Annotated in this window: 16 protein-coding genes; 11 read left to right on the top strand and 5 right to left on the bottom strand. The window is 35.5% G+C overall.

Features of this window, described 5'->3' with window-relative positions; genetic code table 11:
• Nucleotides 1–135: 135 nt before the first annotated feature.
• Nucleotides 136–600, bottom strand: coding sequence for a GNAT family N-acetyltransferase (locus tag QP953_RS14515; RefSeq protein WP_309551503.1), 465 nt, complete (start codon nucleotides 598–600; stop codon nucleotides 136–138).
• Nucleotides 601–645: 45 nt separating this feature from the next.
• Nucleotides 646–2,946: an acyl-CoA dehydrogenase gene (locus QP953_RS14510; protein WP_052598891.1), complete on the bottom strand. Its 2,301-nt coding sequence runs from the start codon at nucleotides 2,944–2,946 to the stop codon at nucleotides 646–648.
• A gap of 503 nt (nucleotides 2,947–3,449) precedes the next feature.
• Here QP953_RS14510 and QP953_RS14505 point away from each other — a divergent pair.
• Nucleotides 3,450–3,899: a MarR family winged helix-turn-helix transcriptional regulator gene (locus tag QP953_RS14505; RefSeq protein ID WP_052598892.1), complete on the top strand. Its 450-nt coding sequence runs from the start codon at nucleotides 3,450–3,452 to the stop codon at nucleotides 3,897–3,899.
• A 61-nt stretch (nucleotides 3,900–3,960) separates the two neighbouring features.
• Nucleotides 3,961–4,479: an NADPH-dependent FMN reductase gene (locus QP953_RS14500; RefSeq protein WP_052598893.1), complete on the top strand. Its 519-nt coding sequence runs from the start codon at nucleotides 3,961–3,963 to the stop codon at nucleotides 4,477–4,479.
• A gap of 34 nt (nucleotides 4,480–4,513) precedes the next feature.
• Here the strand turns inward: QP953_RS14500 and QP953_RS14495 are convergent, their stop codons facing one another.
• Nucleotides 4,514–5,860 (bottom strand): transposase, encoded by a 1,347-nt coding sequence (locus QP953_RS14495; RefSeq protein WP_052594259.1) that lies wholly within the window; start codon nucleotides 5,858–5,860, stop codon nucleotides 4,514–4,516.
• 444 nt (nucleotides 5,861–6,304) lie between these two features.
• Between QP953_RS14495 and QP953_RS14490 the strand changes: the two genes are divergently transcribed.
• From QP953_RS14490 to QP953_RS14475, 4 genes are all read left to right on the top strand, one after another.
• Nucleotides 6,305–7,162, top strand: coding sequence for an SDR family NAD(P)-dependent oxidoreductase (locus QP953_RS14490; RefSeq protein ID WP_309551502.1), 858 nt, complete (start codon nucleotides 6,305–6,307; stop codon nucleotides 7,160–7,162).
• A 215-nt stretch (nucleotides 7,163–7,377) separates the two neighbouring features.
• Nucleotides 7,378–8,106, top strand: coding sequence for a pyridoxine 5'-phosphate synthase (locus QP953_RS14485; RefSeq protein ID WP_309551501.1), 729 nt, complete (start codon nucleotides 7,378–7,380; stop codon nucleotides 8,104–8,106).
• Between the two features lie 372 nt (nucleotides 8,107–8,478).
• The gene (locus QP953_RS14480; RefSeq protein ID WP_052598896.1) at nucleotides 8,479–9,018 is read left to right on the top strand and encodes an EB domain-containing protein; all 540 of its coding nucleotides are present in this window, start codon (nucleotides 8,479–8,481) and stop codon (nucleotides 9,016–9,018) included.
• A gap of 273 nt (nucleotides 9,019–9,291) precedes the next feature.
• Nucleotides 9,292–10,479, top strand: a complete 1,188-nt coding sequence (locus QP953_RS14475; RefSeq protein WP_052598897.1) for an acetyl-CoA C-acyltransferase — start codon at nucleotides 9,292–9,294, stop codon at nucleotides 10,477–10,479.
• 122 nt (nucleotides 10,480–10,601) lie between these two features.
• On the opposite strand, the gene QP953_RS14470 is transcribed toward QP953_RS14475, so the two are convergent.
• Together QP953_RS14470 and QP953_RS14465 are read right to left on the bottom strand one after the other, a co-directional pair.
• Nucleotides 10,602–11,321: a LytTR family DNA-binding domain-containing protein gene (locus QP953_RS14470; RefSeq protein WP_052598898.1), complete on the bottom strand. Its 720-nt coding sequence runs from the start codon at nucleotides 11,319–11,321 to the stop codon at nucleotides 10,602–10,604.
• A 101-nt stretch (nucleotides 11,322–11,422) separates the two neighbouring features.
• Nucleotides 11,423–12,565 (bottom strand): sensor histidine kinase, encoded by a 1,143-nt coding sequence (locus QP953_RS14465; protein WP_063833168.1) that lies wholly within the window; start codon nucleotides 12,563–12,565, stop codon nucleotides 11,423–11,425.
• Nucleotides 12,566–13,046: 481 nt separating this feature from the next.
• Here QP953_RS14465 and QP953_RS14460 point away from each other — a divergent pair, with 481 nt between their 5' ends.
• From QP953_RS14460 to QP953_RS14440, 5 genes are all read left to right on the top strand, one after another.
• Nucleotides 13,047–13,277 carry a MotA/TolQ/ExbB proton channel family protein gene (locus QP953_RS14460; RefSeq protein ID WP_309551500.1) on the top strand — a complete coding sequence of 77 codons (231 nt, stop codon included), beginning with the start codon at nucleotides 13,047–13,049 and terminating at the stop codon, nucleotides 13,275–13,277.
• Nucleotides 13,278–13,632: 355 nt separating this feature from the next.
• Nucleotides 13,633–14,454, top strand: a complete 822-nt coding sequence (locus QP953_RS14455; protein WP_309551498.1) for a hypothetical protein — start codon at nucleotides 13,633–13,635, stop codon at nucleotides 14,452–14,454.
• Between the two features lie 215 nt (nucleotides 14,455–14,669).
• On the top strand, nucleotides 14,670–15,605 hold the full coding sequence (locus tag QP953_RS14450; RefSeq protein WP_309551497.1) for an ADP-ribosylglycohydrolase family protein: 936 nt from the start codon (nucleotides 14,670–14,672) through the stop codon (nucleotides 15,603–15,605).
• Nucleotides 15,606–15,784: 179 nt separating this feature from the next.
• Nucleotides 15,785–16,669, top strand: coding sequence for an ABC transporter ATP-binding protein (locus tag QP953_RS14445; RefSeq protein ID WP_309551495.1), 885 nt, complete (start codon nucleotides 15,785–15,787; stop codon nucleotides 16,667–16,669).
• A gap of 234 nt (nucleotides 16,670–16,903) precedes the next feature.
• On the top strand, nucleotides 16,904–20,491 hold the full coding sequence (locus QP953_RS14440) for a M1 family aminopeptidase (RefSeq protein WP_052598903.1): 3,588 nt from the start codon (nucleotides 16,904–16,906) through the stop codon (nucleotides 20,489–20,491).
• Nucleotides 20,492–20,538: the final 47 nt, after the last annotated feature.

Below are 20,538 nucleotides of genomic sequence, written 5' to 3'. Positions count from 1 at the left end.
TATTAACAACAAGCCTTTTTGTAACATCTCTATTTCGCTTGCCATCACCAACACAGCCCTAGCCTACAACAACATAATTATCAACAACATACACTTCACTCCGACTTGAGTGTTAAAAATTCCTTAGTTATAACACTAAATCTTAAAGGCATGAATTTGATTTACATCAAAATCACAATTACTCCATTCATTATCAATATCTGCACCGCATTTTTTGTACAACGCAATAGCAGACTCATTCCAGTTTAACACTTGCCAACGTACTCGTTTACAATTATTTTCCTTCGCAGCTTCAAAAAGCAATTCTAATAATTCGGAACCAATTCCATGACCACGATAAGCTTTCTTAACATACAAGTCATCTAAGTACAAAGATTTCCCCACCCAAGTATAATAGGCAAAATAATACAATGCCATGCCTATAATTTTACGATCATCCAACTCTACAACATAGCACTGAAACAACTCCTGTTCCTCCTTCATTTGCTCGACCGTATTGAATACTTTTTCAGGGGCATTCTCAAAGGCTGCCAACTCTTTGATAAGTCCTAATATGGCTTCAAAATCATTTTCTGTTGCCTTTCTTATGGTATAATTCATTCTATTTTTTGATTATTCATTATAATTAACGCCTACTCTACCCCTCTAAAAAACAGCAATGGGTGCCGCGAGACAAGCATCAGGAATACCAAATGCTTCCACCAGCGCAAAAGCATCGTTGCGAACTTCCTTACAGAGCTTGTCTACTACCCTTCTAATTGCTCTCGTTTTAGCACCAGACATACAGCCTTGTTCCAAGTACCATCCTTTATTTTCTTCTATGGTATGCAATGCATATAGATCGCAAAGCATTTTTAATGTTTTTTTGAGTGCAGCATCTTCACAACCCTCAATTTGTGCTAAAAACTGCTCCAAGATAATACGATCAATATAAGCATGAGCGACCTCTATCATATGCGTCTGACAACGCAGAAAGGCTTGATAGGAAGGAATACCTCGCTTGATAAATTTCCGCAAACGCTGTCCTACCGAAACCATTAAATCTCGTTCTCTATAAACAAAAGCATCTAACTGAAAAGTAGGGTCTTTGAGATGGCCTTCGTCGGTGTTGTGAGTATTGACAAAGTTCTTTTCTCGAATCGTTGCAATAAAACGCTCCGAGGCAAAATTGACCATTCCTAGCAACCCGCCACTAACAATCTCTTTGTTAAAATCGCCCAACACTCCTTTTGCCACCAATTGCATGAGCACCGTATTATCTCCTTCAAAGGTGGTAAAAATATCTGAGTCTGCTTTAAAATCAGCAAAACGATTTTCAGCCAAATAGCCTTTTCCCCCACAAGCCTCTCGGCACTCTTGAATTGTTTTGGTCGTATACCAAGTTGCGACAGATTTTAAACCCGCTGCTAAGGTTTCTATTTCTCGCATATCTTCCTCTGTTCGATTTGAAAAACGATCTGTTAGATACGTCAAAGCAAAATCTAAAGCATATGCTTTTGCCAAAGGAGGCATTAATCGACGTTGATGCGAAGGATAATCCATAATAAGCATTTCGGGCTTACCATCTTCACCAAATTGCCTCCGTTTCAAAGCATACCGAATGGCAATTGTCAAACTTGCTTTAGCAGCACTTAAACCCGCTCTAGGCACGCACATACGCCCTCCAACCAAAGTACCTAACATCGTAAAAAATCGCTTTGACTCTTTCTCTATTGGACTCGAATAGATCCCGTGTTCGTCTATATTCCCAAATCGATTCAATAAATTGAAACGAGGTACTCGAACTTGGTCGAACCAAATACGACCATTATCAACACCATTTAACCCCAATTTATACGCACAATCTTCAATACTAACTCCAGGCGCTATATTTCCTTCTTCATCTCGAATATCTACCAATATAGCATGTACCCCGTGATTTTTGCCATCGACAATCAATTGAGCAAAAACCGAAGCCATCTGACCATGCGCTGCTGCATTGCCTATATAATCCTTTCCAGAAGACAGCGTTGGAGAATTGATAATAATTTCATCCCTAACAGGGTCATAAGTCGCCGTTGTTTCACAATCTCGAACATTTGATCCATGTCCAGTCTCTGTCATGGCAAAACATCCAGGCAGTTTCATTGTCCCAATATCATTCAAATAACGCTTGTGGTGTTTTTCAGTACCCAACCACAAGACAGAACCACCCCATAATCCAAACTGTACCCCAAACTTTACTACCAAACTCAAATCGTGATAACCTAACGTTTCAAATACAGCTGCATAAGCTCCCATGTCGTCAATGCCACCATATTCTTTAGGAAAATGCAATGCACCGTATCCTTGTTCAGCAAGTAGGTGTACCCATTTTAATACATGTTCTCTATACGTTTCTTTGTTCCGAATGGTCTCCAAATTAAACATTGGGTCGTGCAAGATTTTGAAAACATTGGCTCGTATTTCTATATAATCATCATCCAATATGTGTTGCAAGGCTTTCACATCAATGTTAGAATGATTTAGCGTCGCTTCTCTTTCTTCTATAATTTGTTGTTGTGTTAGAAGGTGGCTGTGCAATTCTAAGCTAACAATACCAATCGCCTCTTCTAGTTTTTTTAAAGCTTCAACAACCTTGGGAGTCAACCATGTTTGATTATCGGATTGTATTTTTGCCATTTCAATTCCCAAATCTACCAAAGTTTGTCGTCCATCTGAATTCATGCTTTGAGCGGTCGATTGGATACTTTCTGCCCATTCTTGATGGAGACTATCTGATGGCGGATTCGTTGGATCCATCCATGATAATAAAAGCTGTTTGTCTCTTTCTTTTATCCAGTCAAAATTATTAATCTTATTTTGTATCAACTTTATTTCACTAGGTCCTAGCACCGCATCAGACCATCCGATATAAAACAAAGGAATTAAAGAAGCAACTTGTGGAGAATACTTTTCGGGTAACATGGCGTATTTTTTTTTATAATAATTCAATAATCATCATTACTTCACAATAAAATCATACCACACTAATAATCAACACGATACAATTTAAATTGGCAAAACATTTAAAACCAACATAATTTGAGCTATCTTTTATCAAAAACTCCAACCAACAAGCTAAGTTTGGAAATTTAGGATTGATGAAAAGAATTGAGTAGTGTAGCTAAGTATTACAATTATTAACAGAACAAATAAATGCTGTTTAGGTTGACGCATCACAATTCTAAATTAAATATTTACAAAGGCATAACTAGAGCAAATGATTCTGTTATTGTTATTAAGGTAGCAATACTTCGACAAAAAACAGAGTACTGTAGAATAATTCAAAATAGAAAGTTCGAAATAATCATAATCCATCTGCCTTTTTATTTTAGAGAATACATTTTTTTTGAAAAAAGGCACATTTATTTGTAATTACAAATAAAAAATTGTACATTTGTAATTACAAATAACGGAATAACATAAATATGGACATAAACGAAGCAATACAACAAAAGAAATTCGAAAATGAGTGGGAAAAAGCACTTGTCAATCTACACTTCACAAGCAATGTATTTAGTGACCGATTATTGGCAATACTAAAACCTTATTCTATTCATGATCAACACTACAATATTTTACGTATTCTGAATGGAAGATATCCCGATGTAGCTTGCCCTGGAGATATTAAGGCAGTTTTACTCAACAAGCGAGGAGACCTAACTCGGCTACTAGACAAGCTAGATAAACTAGGTTATGTAGAACGAGCTACCAACCCGACCAATAGACGAATGGTAGATATTAAAATCACAGCAGCTGGCATTGCTTTGCTAAAAAAACTCAAATCTGAGATAAAAACTACTGAAGCGATAAAAAAGAATTTAACAGAAGCAGAAGCCACTCAGCTCAGTTTATTATTAGATAAAATAAGAAAATAATTTTTTTTTAAATCAACATCTGTAATTACAAATATTGTACAAACACTTAAAATACTATATTATGAAAAAAATACTTGCATTTTCAGGAAGCAACAGCTCAAGTTCTATTAACCAACGATTGGTACACGCTGCTGCAAAGTTAGTAAAAGAGATAGATGTTATTGACCTAAGAGACTATGATGCTCCTATTTATAGCGAAGACATCGAAAAAACAACTGGTCTGCCTCAAAACATTACTCAACTATATGATTTGATACAAGAATACGATTCTATTATTCTTGCTTCACCAGAACATAATGGGCTACCAACTGCTTTTCTAAAAAACATCTTGGATTGGCTTTCTCGCAACAAAGGACAAAAATTTTTGCAAGATAAAAAAGTTGTCTTATTAAGTACTTCACCTGGTGGAAATGGAGGAGCAAGTTCCTTGGCAAAATTACAAGAAGTCATTCCTTATTGGGGCGCAACTGTAGTTGGCAAACACAGTCTTGGTAATTTTCATGACAAAATAGATTTAGAGAACAACCTCAAATTTGAAGCTGATCGAGATGCCCTAAAAAAGGTTCTAGAGACACTTTAAGTGTTGCAAATGTTACAATATTAGCCAACATGAGTCATCCCGAATTTTGTAATAGAGCAAAGAGAGAAAAAATACAAACGGAGATGGCAGCTCTAAGACGGTAAATCGGTATGGAAGTATTTCTATACCGATTTCCTGTTCGATGTCCCCAGTTTCGGAGGAAAAGGTTGACCCAAGTTCTCCAATTTCGAAGTAGAGTTAAAAGAAAATCATAAACCAAAGCAACGATAGCTAATAACTTAAGCTTGTTTTCCCAAAACCACAATCTAGGAGATTCCATTGCTAACTCTGTTTTACAGAAACGAAAAGATTGCTCAATTTCCCAGCGATGCATATAGCTATTCGCCATTTCCCAAGCAGTTCTGGCATTTGTAATGATTACAGAAGTCAGAAAATAAATAGGAGGAGTCTGTCTTTTTTTGTCTCTAAGAATAACTAAATATAAGGGAATATCGGGTAACTCTGGATGAAAGACTTCTCCCCATGCTATAGTTGCAGAACGTTGCTCTTTTCGTTCCTTGTCATAAATTAATCTAGGTTTTTTTCCTTTAAATGAACGGGCTAATAAATGTGTTTTCTTCTTTCCTTTTTTCGTAGCGATAAGTAGATGATTTTTCTTCCAACGGATCAGAAAATCTTGTTGGAAATGTAACATATGCTCTACTGTCCAGATATTTGCATATCCTCTATCCAAAACATGTAGAACTCCTGTATTTAATTCCTTTTTTAATCGTTTTAGCATACGAAAAATGATATTAGTAGCGAGTTCTTTATGCTTGCCTCTTGTTGTCCACCAAGTCATTTGACAAACACTTGGCACTCCTCCTAGGCAAGACAACATCGTAGCTGTCCACTTATAGCCAGGGACACATATTCTGCTACTTGGTGGTCGGTAAAAACCGCGTTTAATTTTTGTTAATCGCTTGCCTTTACTACTCCAGACACTACACAATCCTTCACTCCACCAACTTTCTGGCTTTTCTAAACGAGAATCATCCCATAACAACAAAGGGCGTTTTCCTTCTTTTTGCAAGCTGGCAATACGCTCTTTTGTCTTCTCAAACAAATAGTCTTTTATTAACTTGTGTTCCCATTTTTTGCTCCTTAACAAGTTGCTTATTCGCTTTGTCCCTGCTGGTGCCTTCCGAAATCCACAAATGTACCCGCCTAACTCACTTAAAAGTAAACCGCTACTCTTGTTTCTTAATATTAGTATCGAAATGAATAGATTATAAAATGTTCTAACCAAACGGCTATCTATTTGCTCATCTAGTTTTATCAGTAATCCTTCTAAGTATTTAGAACTTTTTTTCAAAAGAAAATTGTCGGCACCATTTATTTTTCCTTTTTCTATTTTATCTTGTAAGTATGTTTTATACATAAAAAAACTCTTGTCGTTTTGGAATTGTCGTTAATCCCAAATTTACGCAAGAGTTTTTATTTTTTTGTCATCTCATAAATTCGGGATGACTCATGTTTTTTATTTTATTTTTCTTAATTAAGCAATCTCTCAAAATTGGCATCCAGCCTCTTATTTTTCTAAACGATTGTTTAAGATTCTTAAAATAGATAGTATCTTAACTCTAATAAAAATCTATTTGATATAATATAGTACTTAGCTGCGGTGCTACTTCGTGGTAGCTCCCTACGGTCGTGAGATTGCTATCGCTTAGTTTTTTTGTAAAAAACTAAAAAAAGCATCTTTGCATCAGTTTAATTATCAATTCTTTAAGAAATTAAACAACAAAACATACTCTATTGATAATCATACTAATACAATTTACCCACGAAGTAATAATCAAAATCATCCATTAATTTCCAATCAATGAGAAAAAGCAAAAACATTGTTGTTACAGGTGCCTCGACAGGAATCGGCTATGCCACTGTAGCATCTTTAGTAAAAAGAGGGTATAAAATTTTCGGTTCTGTTCGCAAACAAGAAGATGCCGATCGCCTTAAAAAAGAATTTGGGGATTTATTCGAGCCTCTCTTGTTTGACGTAACCGATATGCAAGCTGTTCGGCAAGAAGCGGCAAGAGTAGAACAACTTATTGGCAATGAAGGCATTCATTCCTTGATTAATAATGCAGGAGTGGCTGTCTGGGGACCAATGATGCACCTGCCGTTGGAAGATTTACGTTGGCAAATGGAGGTCAATGTAATTGGGCTGGTTGGTGTTACACAAGCTTTTTTGCCTCTTTTAGGAGCGAAAAAAAATTGCCCTCATGCCCCTGGTCGTATTTTTAACATGAGTTCTGCCGCAGGCGAAATTGCCAATATTTTTATGGGACCTTACTCGGCAAGCAAACACGCTCTCGAAGCCATTTCAAAAACTATACGTATGGAACTCTTACTGTATGGAATTGATGTGGTTGTTATTGGTCCTGGTGTTGTAAAAACTCCAATTTGGGACAAAGCAGAGGAAGTTGATTTGAGCAAATTCGAAGAAACGGACTATATAGAGCCTGGCAAAAAGTTCAAAAATTTCATGCTAAAAATGTCTAAAATAGGCTACGAACAAGCTAAGTTTGGTGACATGATGGCAGATATTGTCGAACATAAAAATCCCAAAGCACGGTATCCGCTTGTTTATGGGAAACTCAAAAACTGGATTATCCCTCGGTTAATTCCAACTCGAAAATTTGCTGCTATGGTGGGCAAAATGCTAGGTCTCTCAAAATAAATTCAAAACATCCATCAAGTAATTCTCAAATCATATTATCTTTGGGACTTCTTTTAATTTTTCGTTCTTTACACTGTTTTGCATTAAACTATATTCCATTGGTTATCAATATAATTTATTTCAAAAATTAAAACTAATAATCAATAATATAACTTCATCATCACAGGAAGTAACCCACGAAGTATTATTATATATTTTATACTAGGTACTAAATTATGAAAACACGTCTAAGTGTCAATGTCAATAAGATTGCTTTGATTCGCAATGCTAGAGGAAGTAATTATCCTGATTTAATAAAAGTCTCCAAAGATATAGAAGCCTATGGAGCCGAAGGTATTACCGTCCACCCTCGCCCAGATGAGCGCCATATTACTTATGCGGATATTCCTGCCTTAAAAGCAATTGCAACTACTGAATTTAATATCGAAGGAAATCCACGCACTCAAAAATTTATGGATTTGGTTTTAGCCAATGCCCCCGACCAATGCACGTTGGTTCCTGATGCTCAAAATGCGTTGACTTCTGACAGTGGCTGGGACACGATCACACACGAAGCTTTTTTAACGGAAACAATTGGTGTCTTGAAAGAGAAAGGCATTCGCGTTTCTATTTTTTGCGACCCTGTTGAAAAGTTTATTGAAGGGGCAAAAAAAGTGGGTGCTGATCGAATAGAATTTTATACAGGTCCTTATGCTGAAAATTATCACAAAGATAGAGCAGCTGCTATACAGCCTTATGTCAATGGGGCAAAAATTGCCAACGAATTGGGAATTGGTATTAATGCAGGGCATGATCTTAACTTAGATAATTTGCGCTATTTTCAAGAAAATATTCCCAATCTATTGGAAGTTTCTATTGGGCATGCTTTGGTCGTAGATTCATTGTATTATGGGCTACAAAACACCGTGCAAATGTACTTGGAGTGTTTGACAGTGAAGGATTAGACAATCCTTTAAGAAATAAAAATGCCTGAATACAGGATATGCTGTATTCAGACATTTTCTATAGCACTTTATCCCATTGTCACTGCTCTTCTAACATTCAATAACACCTTTGAAAGCTGCTAAATAACTTACCCCCTACTTAAAAACTACCATATGAATTGACAGAAGAGACATTCTTACAATAGTTCGCTAATAACGAGTACTAAAATAGTGAATCAAAGTCGCTATTTTTGATAAAATTCTGTACATTTGCAGGCATTTTTATTACTTCATTTTATAAGGTCAGAAAAAGAGCCTAACAAATTCTTAATCTTATAATTTGAGCCATAAACTAAAATCTTAAAATAATTATTTTTAAAAAATTTATTACCTATGAAAAAATTTATTAAAGGAGTTTTTTTGACCATGATTCTATTTACAGGGGGAGCAATAGCAAGTTCTTGTGATCCATGTTCGGGAGTCGTTTGTACCAATGGAAATTGTAGTAATGGTATTTGTGTTTGTGACCCTGGCTACAAGAAATCTGACAACAAATGTGTTTCCATTAGTTCAGACTATACGGGAGAAAATTGGCATGGTACTCAAATTGGCTATTATACATTTATGCGTAGTGATACGCAATCTGTTGTCTATACGATAGAGATGTCAGAAGTTACTCCAAACCAAATTATTCTAAAAAACTTTTTAGGTCATATTGGAAATGATATCCCTCTCACTATAGATTTAGAAAAAAAGAATATTTTTGTTGAAGAGACTGTATTACCTGTAGGTATAACCAATGGTTCAATTACAAATCCTTCTTTTCTTCCTGTTCCTTATGATGTTGCTGGTACGATTAAAGCGAATAAAATAAATCTAACTTTGAATGGAAGTGGTATTATTGAAGACTATAAACTCGTTTTGCAGCGATAACAATTCACGACTGTCTTTTATTTAGTTTATATAGTGCTCTACAAAAGGAGTCAAATGTGACAAGGTGTTTTCTTAGACAATAGTCGCTTTGGATCAAATAACTGGTGAACTTACTTGTCGATTTACACTACATTTAAAAACCGCTGTTTAGCATAGATTTCAACCTCTCTCCTGTTATTTTATTAGAATAAAACCTAGACAAACTCCAATATTTTTTGTAGTTTCGTGCCAAATTTTAAAATAATAATTTTTTACCATAAGAAAATTACAATCATGAAAGAAGTATATATTGTATCAGTTGCAAGAACTCCTATTGGAAACTTAGGTGGTATATTGTCTTCTGTTAATGTTATTGATTTGGGAAAAACAGCAATTACAGGTGCTATTGAGCGTGCAGGAATTGATGCCAAAGAAGTAGGTGAAGTGTATATGGGTTGCGTTTTAACAGCCAATACAGGACAAGCTCCTGCCAAGCAAGCTGCTTTAGCTGCTGGTATTCCGAATACAGTACCTTGTACGACCATCAATAAAGTATGTTCTTCTGGAATGAAAGCAATGATGCTAGGTGCTCAATCTATTATGCTGGGTGATAACGATTGTGTTGTTGTAGGAGGAATGGAGAGTATGTCTCAAGCACCACATTATATCCCTTCTGGGCGTACTGGAATTCGTTATGGCAATGGTCAAATGGTAGATGCCATCGTTAGAGATGGTTTGCAAGATCCTTATGATGGCAATATGATGGGTGTTTGTGGAGAGGTTTGTGCTGAAGGTAAAAATATCTCTAAGGATGAGCAAGATGAGTATGCTTTTGCTTCTTATGAGCGTGCTAGAGCTGCTTATGAGAATGGTTGGTTTGCAGACGAAATTGTTCCTGTAAGTGTGCCTCAACGTAGAAAAGATCCTATCATCGTTAGTAGAGATGAAGAGGTAGATAACAAACGTATTACAGACTTAGCTAGCGTCAAGAAAGGTCGTGCGGTCTTCAAAAAAGATGGAACTGTATCGGCTATCAATGCTTCTAAAATCAACGATGGTGCTGCTGCTGTTGTTTTAATGAGCAAAGAAAAAGCTGAAGCATTGGGCTTAAAACCGATTGCTAAGATTAGAAGTTTTGCTGACGCAGCTCAGGAGCCTGTTTGGTTTACAACAACTCCTTCTTTGGCAATGCCTAAGGCTGCTCAAAAAGCAGGCATCAAATTAGAAGATGCTGATTTATTCGAAATCAACGAGGCATTTTCTGTTGTTGCTTTGGCTAATATGAAAGAGTTGAACTTAGACCACGATAAAGTAAATGTGTTGGGCGGAGCTGTTTCTATGGGGCATCCTATTGGTGTTTCTGGTTGTAGAATTGTTATTACATTGCTTTCTGCTCTAAAACACAAAGGTGGAAAAATTGGTGTTGCTGGTATCTGTAATGGTGGCGGTGGTGCTTCTGCTATGGTAGTGGAGCTAGTATAATATAACTAGCACTAAACAGTGCTTTGTCTATCATATAATCAAGCTAAAATCTTTACCAATAAAGATTTTAGCTTTTTTTATGTGTTTTTTGCGAAAATAATTGGGTATTAGTATTGACAGCTTTAGTTTATGGTTGCTTCCAAACGAATCAAAGTCTCTTTTTTGTATCCTCGGCTAATAGGTAAAAAGACACCATTCACCTCTATTGCTTCGTTAGAAAATGAATGAATGGCATACATATTCACAATAAAAGAACGATGGATTCTTATAAAATGCTTAGCTGGTAATTGTATTTCAATGCTAGAAAGTGTTTGACGGGTTGTTATTAATTTATTATTAAGATGAATCTTTAAATAATCTCCAAAACTTTCGATATAAAGGATTTCCGAAAAAACAACTTTTACCATTTTCCGATCAGAACGAACAAAAATAAACGTTCGATGAATTGGCTCTATCTCCATCTTACTCATGGGCACAAAAGGACTAACTTCTACATAACTCTCTATCGATTGCAACAAACGTTCAAAAGAAATCGGTTTTAGCAAGTAATCAACAGCTTTTAGTTCAAAACCTTCTAAAGCAAATTCTCGATATGCTGTCGTAAAAACTATCTTTTTGTCTTTTGAAATCGTTTTGGCAAATGACAAACCCGATATTCCTGGCATATTAATATCTAAAAATATAAGGTCTACTTCTTTGGTATTAATCGCTTCAAAAGCCTCTAAAGCATTTTTACAAATTGCCACAACATCTATTGTTGGAATTTTAGCTAAGTGAATGTTTAAAATATCTCGTGCTGTCGGTTCGTCATCAACAATGATAGATCTTATTCTTGAAGCCATTAATTTGTTATTTTTTATTGTATTAATTGTATCGAATCGGTTTATAAAAATCAAAACTGCACAGTAGTCCTACCATTTAACAAAGCTGTAAACAAGATTTCTTAGAACACAATATCCATTTTAAATTTGCTAAAATCCATTTTCCTTAAATAGTTTCTCTCTTCATTCGTATCATTGTTCAGATACAACTCTACCTTAAAACAATCGTCATTGACATCAAAATTAAGTAGATGCCTATCTTTGTATAGCAAATCCAATCGATTTCTAATATTCTTTAGCCCAATTCCTCCTACTTGAGAATCTTCAAAATCACTGCTAATACTATTGCTAATAGCAAAATAAATTTGTTCTCCCTTTACTTGAAGCTTTATCGTTATATCAAAAACACCATTTTTGATAGCACCATGTTTAAATGCATTTTCAACAAAGGGCAACATCAACATTGGGGCAACTAAAGTCGGACGTTCATTCATGGAAATCTCAAAATTAATATTCAGAACATCTTGAAAACGAAGTTTCTCTAGTGCAATATAATCTTGGATGTGTTCTACTTCTTCACGCAATTCAACGACAGCATCATTAATTTGATACAACAAGTAATCCAACAAGTTGGACAATCGTAGGATCATTTCTGCCGTATAGTCTGATTTTTGTAGCGCAAACCCATAAATTGTATTCAAGGTATTGAATAAGAAATGTGGATGAATTTGCATTTTTAAATAATTCAGCTTTTGGGCATTGAGTTTTAATTCTCTTTCGAGCAATTGATTTTTTAGCTCTTGATTTTTGGTAATAGTATGCTGATTTTGTCGTTCTAATGAAAAAGCACTCGCAATAAAAACGATGGTATACACTCCTATAAAAACCAACATGAAGTTTTTGGACATAGGAAGCATTTCATCTACGTTTAAGTCAGACAAAAAAACTAATCCTCCCAATATTGATAAAGCTATCAGACATGCTGAAATAGTAATTAGGTAAATACTGTAAATAAGAAACGTCCAATAGTGCTTTCTTAGTAGATATTTGGGAATTAAGTGGTAGATGGTTGCATAAGTTGTTGTGATGGTTACGGGCATTAACAAAAGAGAAAAATTAATAATTTTGGTAAAATCTTCTGTCTGAAACTTGAAGAATTGCGTAAAGAAAAACAATACACAACACCACAAGAAAATATGCACAACAACGATCTTTTTTCCTTCTTTGAAGGAGTATTTTTGCCCTTTTTTAACACCATTTAGCATACGATTGAGTATCTTTTGTTTTATTTAACCGTCCCTACAAAAGCTGTCTTTGATTCGTTTTTTATAAAATTGGCGAACTCCTCACAAGCATTTAGCAAACAATGCTTTTTATACTAAAATAGTTTTTCACGCTCATTTTTACAACTAAAAATGACAAATAACCAATTTAAATCTTTCTCCAAAAGTGCAATTCAATCAAGCATTTAGTTTTTGCAAACAACCGTAATTATGGCACATTACGGTACTTTTAATATTCGTTTTTGCTCTAGATAAAAGATTCAATTTCTTGAACAAAAAAAGAAGCCCAATCAACCTAGCTAACTATTATAAATAAATAACTATGCTCTTACAATTTTTAATAGAAGGAGGACTACTTTTTACAGCACCTATATGTTTCATTGGGTTACTACTAATTTTTTTCTTTATCCAATCCCTTGTATCTATTCTCAAACAACAAAGCATACACAAACGCCTTTTATACATGCACAAATTAGGTTTGCTGGCTTTATTCTTAGGAGTTTTAGGACAATTAATTGGCTTAACTGCAAGTTTGCGCATCATTGAATCTGCTCATGGAAAAATTTCTAGAACGATCATTTACAAAGGGTTATTCATCTCTTTTATTCCTACCTTCTTAGGACTCATTATCTTTATACTTTCAAAAGTGGCTCGCCTTTATTTAAAGTGGTTTCAAAAATATCGTATCCAATAATTATAAAGCCAATCAAGTTATCCTCTCCAACCTTCCCCTTTTTGCGCCTCTGTATCTATTGCAAGCAGAAAAACAACCAAACTCCGCTCAAAAGCGGTCATTCATCGCAAATAATAAAAAGTCTTATTTATTTATCTTATAATTGCATTGTCACATGCATATTTAAAACGCTCCCCTTCTGACACTTACGCCTATTACAAGCTATTTTTTTTAGCTACTGTAAGTTCTCTTTGTACTACAACATATAATATCTTCCCCAACATTTTCTAGCAACTAACATAGTTGCTCTTATTTAGATTTTGCACCAATTAAAGCACCCAAGAGGTGTACTCATTTATAACTAAAAACAATAAAGATGACACTTAAAAATCTTTTTTTATTCGCAATGATTACTTCTTTTTTGGCAACTTCTTGTGAAAAAGAAACGATGGAGCTGGTCAAACAAGAAGCAGAAGCAAAAAATCTTGCAATTGAAGATCAAACTTCAGAAAAACCACAAGAAACATTAGAAGAAGTAAGCAAGCAGATGCAACAAAAAAATATAGAGTTTTTAACTCTTACAGAACAACCCATTCCATCAGAATTGCGTTCTCCAAACACAGCCGCTCGATCCCCTCACTCTGCCTATAATTCAGGAAGAATAAGCGTTGCTTATCCTTCTGTGCCCACCAATGGTTATGATTTATTAAACTTTGGAACTCGAACAGGCACAACACAGTGGATCGCCTTTAATTTGAACAATAGCTATCTCTACGCTTATCCCGATCAATACTCAAATAATCGCCCAGGAAAGCTACTCTTTACATTGAATGGTGTAGGGCAAACCGTAACACTCAATTTTTCTATTAATCCTTACACACTAGCAGCTGTTATTACCCCAAGCACTACTGCAAGTTTACATAGTAGAGTTCATCCCAATACGAGTTTTACTTTTAGCAGTGATATGAGCCTAGTTATACACTCTAACACCAATGGATGGTTGTGGCTTGAAGTCAAAAAAGCCAATACCGTTGTCTTTAGTTCTCTTTATCGCTACAATTACAACTCTAGTTTAGATGCTAGAAATGGTGGCAACATTCGAGCCCTTGATTTTGGTTCTGTTGGCGTTGGTCCTCGACCTCCTTATTCTCTTGCGGGGATTACAACAAGCTATTCGGGGCATTGTGGTTGGTTTTAAATTAAAACTTTGCTAAAATAACTATTGCATAATCAGAACAGAGAATTAATTCTTTGTTCTGATTTTTATTTTTTAGTAAACTAGATCTAGCAGTTTGTTGATTTTTTTTGTTTATTTATAAAAAATTGCAATCGCTTTCTTTCATCGTAAGCAGCTCCTGTGTGCTACTAATCCAAGCTTGCTCAAAACACAAAATAACTAAACACTTATCAATCATGAACCTAAAATCTGCCATCCTTGGCTTGGCTGTAGGTGACGCACTTGGCGTTCCTGTTGAGTTTATGTCTCGCCAAACACTTCAAAAAAATCCTGTCAAAATCCTACGAGAATACGGCACACATCAACAACCCAAAGGAACATGGTCGGACGATAGTACCATGACCTTTTGTTTGATGGAAATGCTAGCACAAGGATATGACCTTAGACAACTAGGCAATCATTTTGTCAATTGGTATCGACAGGCTTACTGGACACCACACGGCGTTGTTTTTGACATGGGCAACACGACTCGGCAAGCCATTTTGAAATTGGAACAAGGAATCGTTCTACCTCAAAATGCAGGTGGCAAGGATATACAAAGCAATGGGAACGGCTCTTTGATGCGCATTTTACCACTTATCTTTTATACTCAAAATCGTCCCATAGAAGAACGATGGGCAATGACAAGCGATGTATCTTCCTTAACTCATGGGCATTTTATTGCTCGTTTTGCTTGTTTTATTTATTTAGAATACGCTCGATTGCTACTACAAGGCAAAGAAAAACTAGAGGCTTATAAAGCTGTAATTATTGTAATCAATAATTTTGCTCAAACTCAAAACTTCTCTCAAGAACATTTAGCTGTTTTTAATCGAATCCTTGCTGTCTCTACACCTCTTTACCAGTTGCACCAAAAAGAAATCAACTCTGGTGGTTATGTTATAGATAGTCTAGAAGCTAGTTTGTGGTGCTTATTAAAGCATAATAGTTATTCTGAAACCGTTTTGGCAGCAGTCAATCTTGGTCGAGATACCGATACAACAGGCGCTATTACTGGAGGGTTGGCAGGAATCGTATATGGCGAGGTGGGGATACCAATCACATGGATTGCTTATTTGGCTCGTTTTGATGATATAATGGATTTAATTGAGCGTTTGCAGAGTAAATTATGACTTTCGTCTAGATGTCTCTCTTGCGTGGAATTATTTTTTTTCCTTAGACATTACTAAAAGTAGTTATCTATAAATACCTTTAATACAACCTATATTAGATAAACAACTAGTATTTTTAAACTTGAAATCTAGTTATTATTTTCATTCATTGAATATTTACTCTACTAAATTGTACACAAATGTCTAGTCTAAAAATTAATAACCTCTCCAAAACTTACCCCAATGGTGTCAAAGCATTGGATAATATATCTTTGGAAATCCCTAATGGAATGTTTGGTCTATTGGGTCCCAATGGTGCAGGGAAATCTTCCTTAATGCGCACCATTTCCTCTTTGCAAGAAGCCGATAGTGGCTCTATTTTTTTAGATGATTTAGATGTCTTTAAAAATCCTACCGATCTACGAAAAGTGCTGGGTTATCTCCCTCAAGAATTTGGAGTATACCCACACATTACAGCCTATCAACTTCTGGATCATATCGCAACCCTCAAAGGTATTAGTCAAAAAAAAGAACGCAAAGAGTTAGTTGACCATTTACTAGAAAAAGTAAACCTAAGCGAACACAAACATAAAAAAGTAAAAGGTTTCTCTGGTGGAATGAAACAACGAGTAGGAATTGCACAAGCATTGATTGGCAACCCTAAGTTAATTATCGTTGATGAGCCAACAGCTGGTCTTGATCCTGGTGAACGCAATCGCTTTCATAACTTGTTAGCTTCTGTCGGCGAGAAAGTCATTATCATTCTCTCAACACATATCGTAGACGATGTCAAAGAACTCTGTTCGAATATGGCCATTATGAACAAAGGACAACTAGTTTACCAAGGGACTCCACAAAAAGGAATTGATGAACTTAAAGGAAAAGTTTGGCGCAAAGTTATTGAACGTAGTCAAGTAACAGACTATAAGAGCAAGTACTATGTCATTTCAGATAAACTCATTGCAGGCAACCCACTTATCCATATTTTAGACGAGTCCAATCCAGAAAATGGCTTTGAACCTATTACTCCTAGTATTGAAGATGTATTTTTCAGCAAAATAAAACGAACCAACGAAGCGTATTAGTCCGCTAAAATAGTAGTCTACTTTGCCTGCTTAATAATTTCTTTGCTGTCACTTTCATTTATTTTTTAATAACGCTTTGGAGCACCTCCAAAAATCCCCCTCTAATATAAAAAGGGATATTTTTGATACCTGCCAACGAGTACAACTTCCCAATTACAAAGTCACTTCTACCCTATTTAACAGACCTTCTGGGAGATAAAACTCTTCACATAAAGCGGTTTTAATTTTTTAATTATGTTCGTAGAATTCTTCAAACGAGAGATATCCATGTCCATCAAACGACCTATGATTTGGATTTTCTTTTTAATTATAACGCTTCTTGTTTCTGGAGCTATAGCCAGCGATAATATCATTATTGGAGGTAGTGTTGGAAACATTTACAAAAATGCGCCACATGTTCTAACTCAATACACTATTATTTTGCTGCTGATTTGCTTGATGATGCCTGCTGCCTTCTTTAACAATGCTGCTCTTCGAGACTACAATCATAAGTTTAATGAAATTCTCTTTAGTACTCCCATCCAAAAATCAGGCTATTACTTCGGGCGCTTTATGGGAGCTCTTGTCTTATCTATTATTCCCTTTTTAGGTATTTTTGTTGGCTTCTTTTTAGGCAGTCAAATTGCCTTAGCAACAGGCTCTGTAGATGCCGAACGGATTGGACCTATTTATGGTAGTGCTTTTTTTAATAACCTAGTACTCTTTATTATTCCCAATCTATTCATTGCGGGTGCTATCATCTTTTCTATTGCTAACAAATGGAGAAACACCGTTGTTTCTTTTGTTGGTGCATTGGTAATCATTGTAGCCTATTTTGCTTCAGGAAGCTTGGCTTCTAATCTTGACAATGAAACACTTGCTGCTTTATCTGACACCTTCGGAATTAGAACCTATAGTATTGACACTAAATATGCTACTACGGTCGAAAAAAATACGATTGGGGCTAGTTTCAGTTGGTTATTGGTAGTCAATCGATTGATTTGGATAGGAATTGGTTTGATGGTTTTAGTTGGTTCTTATTTTTCTTTCTCATTTGCAGAAAAAAAATCAACATCCAAAGCGAAACAAACAACCAATGCAGGAAAAACATCTCCCAAAAGTCTTCTAAAACCAGCCTTTACAACTGCATTTAATCGACAAACTACTTGGTTGAGTTTTATCAGTTTCTTCAAGCTAAATTTCTATAGTATTACCCGTAGTACCACTTACAAAGTGTTATTCATTTTTAGCGGTATCATGCTATTCACCTCCCTTTTTGGAGGTTTTGAGTATTACGGTCTGCAATCTTACCCTGTTACGTACAAAATGTTAGATGCCTTGAATGGTTCTTTGGTAGTATTCGAAATCATTATTGTCGTCTTCTTTAGTGGCGAACTTGTTTGGCGAGATCGCATGGCAAAAATTAATGAGGTAATTGATGTCACCCCTCATAATTCTATTGTAGCCCTGTTTGCTAGAGTAATTGCTTTAGTTTCTACTGTCAGTATCATCCATTTTGCAGCAATGATCATTTGTATGTTGTATCAAATACTAAATGGTTATTATAATTTGCAAATAGGATTGTACCTGCAAATGTTTTTGCTTAAGATTTTACCCATTTTTATTTTTTGGTCTTTCACTTTGGTCTTTGTACAAATTCTCTGCAACAACCTGTACATTGGTTACTTTATTTCGGTTATTTTAATTTTTATTCTAGAGCTGATTTTCTTAATGTTTGACGTGCAATCAAATATGGTGAACCTAGGAGCTACGCCTTCCTTAACCTATTCAGATATGAATGGCTTTGGCCCTGCATTAATTAGTATACTTTGGTTCAACTTGTATTGGATTTTACTAGGAGTTGTTTTATTAGGTTTTGGTGGTTTAATTTGGGTTCGAGGAGCTTCCACAGGATTGAGCAGTCGTCTTAAATCCATAAAAAAACATCTGAATCCTCGCTATGCGATAGGTTTAGGAATTGCCTCTATACTATGGATAGCAACTGCTAGTTTTGTCTTTTATAACACACAAGTAATTAACGAGTACGACAGTTCTGATGCCACAGAGAAATTACTAGTCAATTATGAAAAAAATTATAAAAAATATCAAGGTATCCCTCAACCAAAAATCACGGATGTAACTTATAACATTGATATTTTCCCAAAATCTAGAACAGTGTTGAGCAATTCAAAAGTAGTGTTGACGAATAAATCACATCATGCCATTGACTCGCTACATTTTATTGTAGATGAAGACTGGAATATGAGCGTAACCGTTCCCAATGCCAAGCTAGTCTTTGAAGACGAAGAGATCGGATACTTAATTTATCAATTGGATGCCCCCTTAGCACCTCATCAAACAACTACAATTACAGTAGACGCCTCTTATGTCCCCAAAGGATTTGAAAATGAAGTTAGCAATTTGAGTGTTGCTCAAAACGGCACCTTCTTAAACAACAGTAATATCCTACCATTTATTGGTTACAACGAAAGCATCGAATTAAGAGAAAAATATACTCGAAAAAAATATGACTTGGGTCCCAAGAAATATATGCCTACCTTAGAATCTCCTTGTAGTGACCATTGCATGAGCAACTACTTGACAAATGGAGGAGCAGATTGGGTCAATGTAGAAACATACATTTCTACCTCTGAAGATCAAGTTGCCATTGCACCAGGAACATTAGTGCAAGAAACCAAAGAAGGAGGACGAAAAAAATATCATTATAAAGTAGATCGTGCTTCTCAAAACTTCTATTCTTTTATGTCTGCCAAATACGAAATAGCTCAACGCAATTGGCAAGGAATTGACATTGAAATTTATTACGACAAACAGCACTCTTACAACATTGATATGATGTTAGATGCAGTGCAGAATTCTTTAGAATATTTTACCAAAAACTTTGGTCCTTACTATCACAAACAAGCTCGTATTATTGAATTTCCAAGGTACTCTACTTTTGCACAAGCATTTCCTGGCACGATGCCATACTCAGAGTCTTTTGGTTTTATCATCAACTTGGAAGATGAAACTGATAATAATATTATTAATGCTGTTATAGCGCATGAAATGGCGCACCAATGGTGGGCACATCAAGTTATTGGTTCTAGTATGGAAGGGAGTACCATGCTGTCTGAAAGTTTTGCAGAGTACTCTTCTTTGATGGTTATGAAAAATGACCTAAAGGACGACTTGCGAATGAAACAGTTTTTAAAATATAATTTTGATCGTTATCTCGGGGGGCGTAGTTCTGAAACACGAAAAGAAACACCCTTGTACAAAGTACAAAATCAAGGGTATATTCATTATGGGAAAGGTGCTTTGATTTTATATGCTTTGCAAGATTATATCGGGGAAGATAGCCTCAATCAAGCTCTAAAAGAGTTCTTGGAATTGTATCGTTATCAAGATCCTCCCTATCCAACTTCTTTGGACTTTTTAAGACTTTTGGAACCCAAAGTACCTGATTCTCTGAATTATTTAATGACAGATTGGTTTAAAGAGATTACGTTGTACGACTATCGTTTGAAAGAAGCCAGCTATCAAAAATTGGACAATGGTAACTATCAAGTTGATTTTAATATCGAGGCATATAAATTACGTGTGGACTCTATTGGTACTGAAACTAAAATTGATTTTGAAGATTGGGTAGATATTGGAATTTATACCGATGACGAGGAAAAAGAGCTTGTCAAAGTAGAACGTGTTTTGTTTGATGGCAATGATTTACATTTTAGCTTGGTCGTAGACAAAATGCCTGTTAAAGCAGCTATAGATCCCAAACGATTATTAATAGAACGAACCATTTCAGACAATGTAAAATCCGTTGTTCTAAAGGAGTAGAAGCTGGCTGTTGATGAATTTTTGTCTTTAAAAATGATTGTTCGCAG

It is taken from the genome of Aureispira sp. CCB-E, from assembly GCF_031326345.1.
In the GTDB taxonomy this organism is placed as follows: Bacteria; Bacteroidota; Bacteroidia; order Chitinophagales; family Saprospiraceae; genus Aureispira.
The sequence above is the reverse complement of the archived record's forward strand: the minus strand, read 5'-3'. Positions and strand labels throughout refer to the sequence as shown.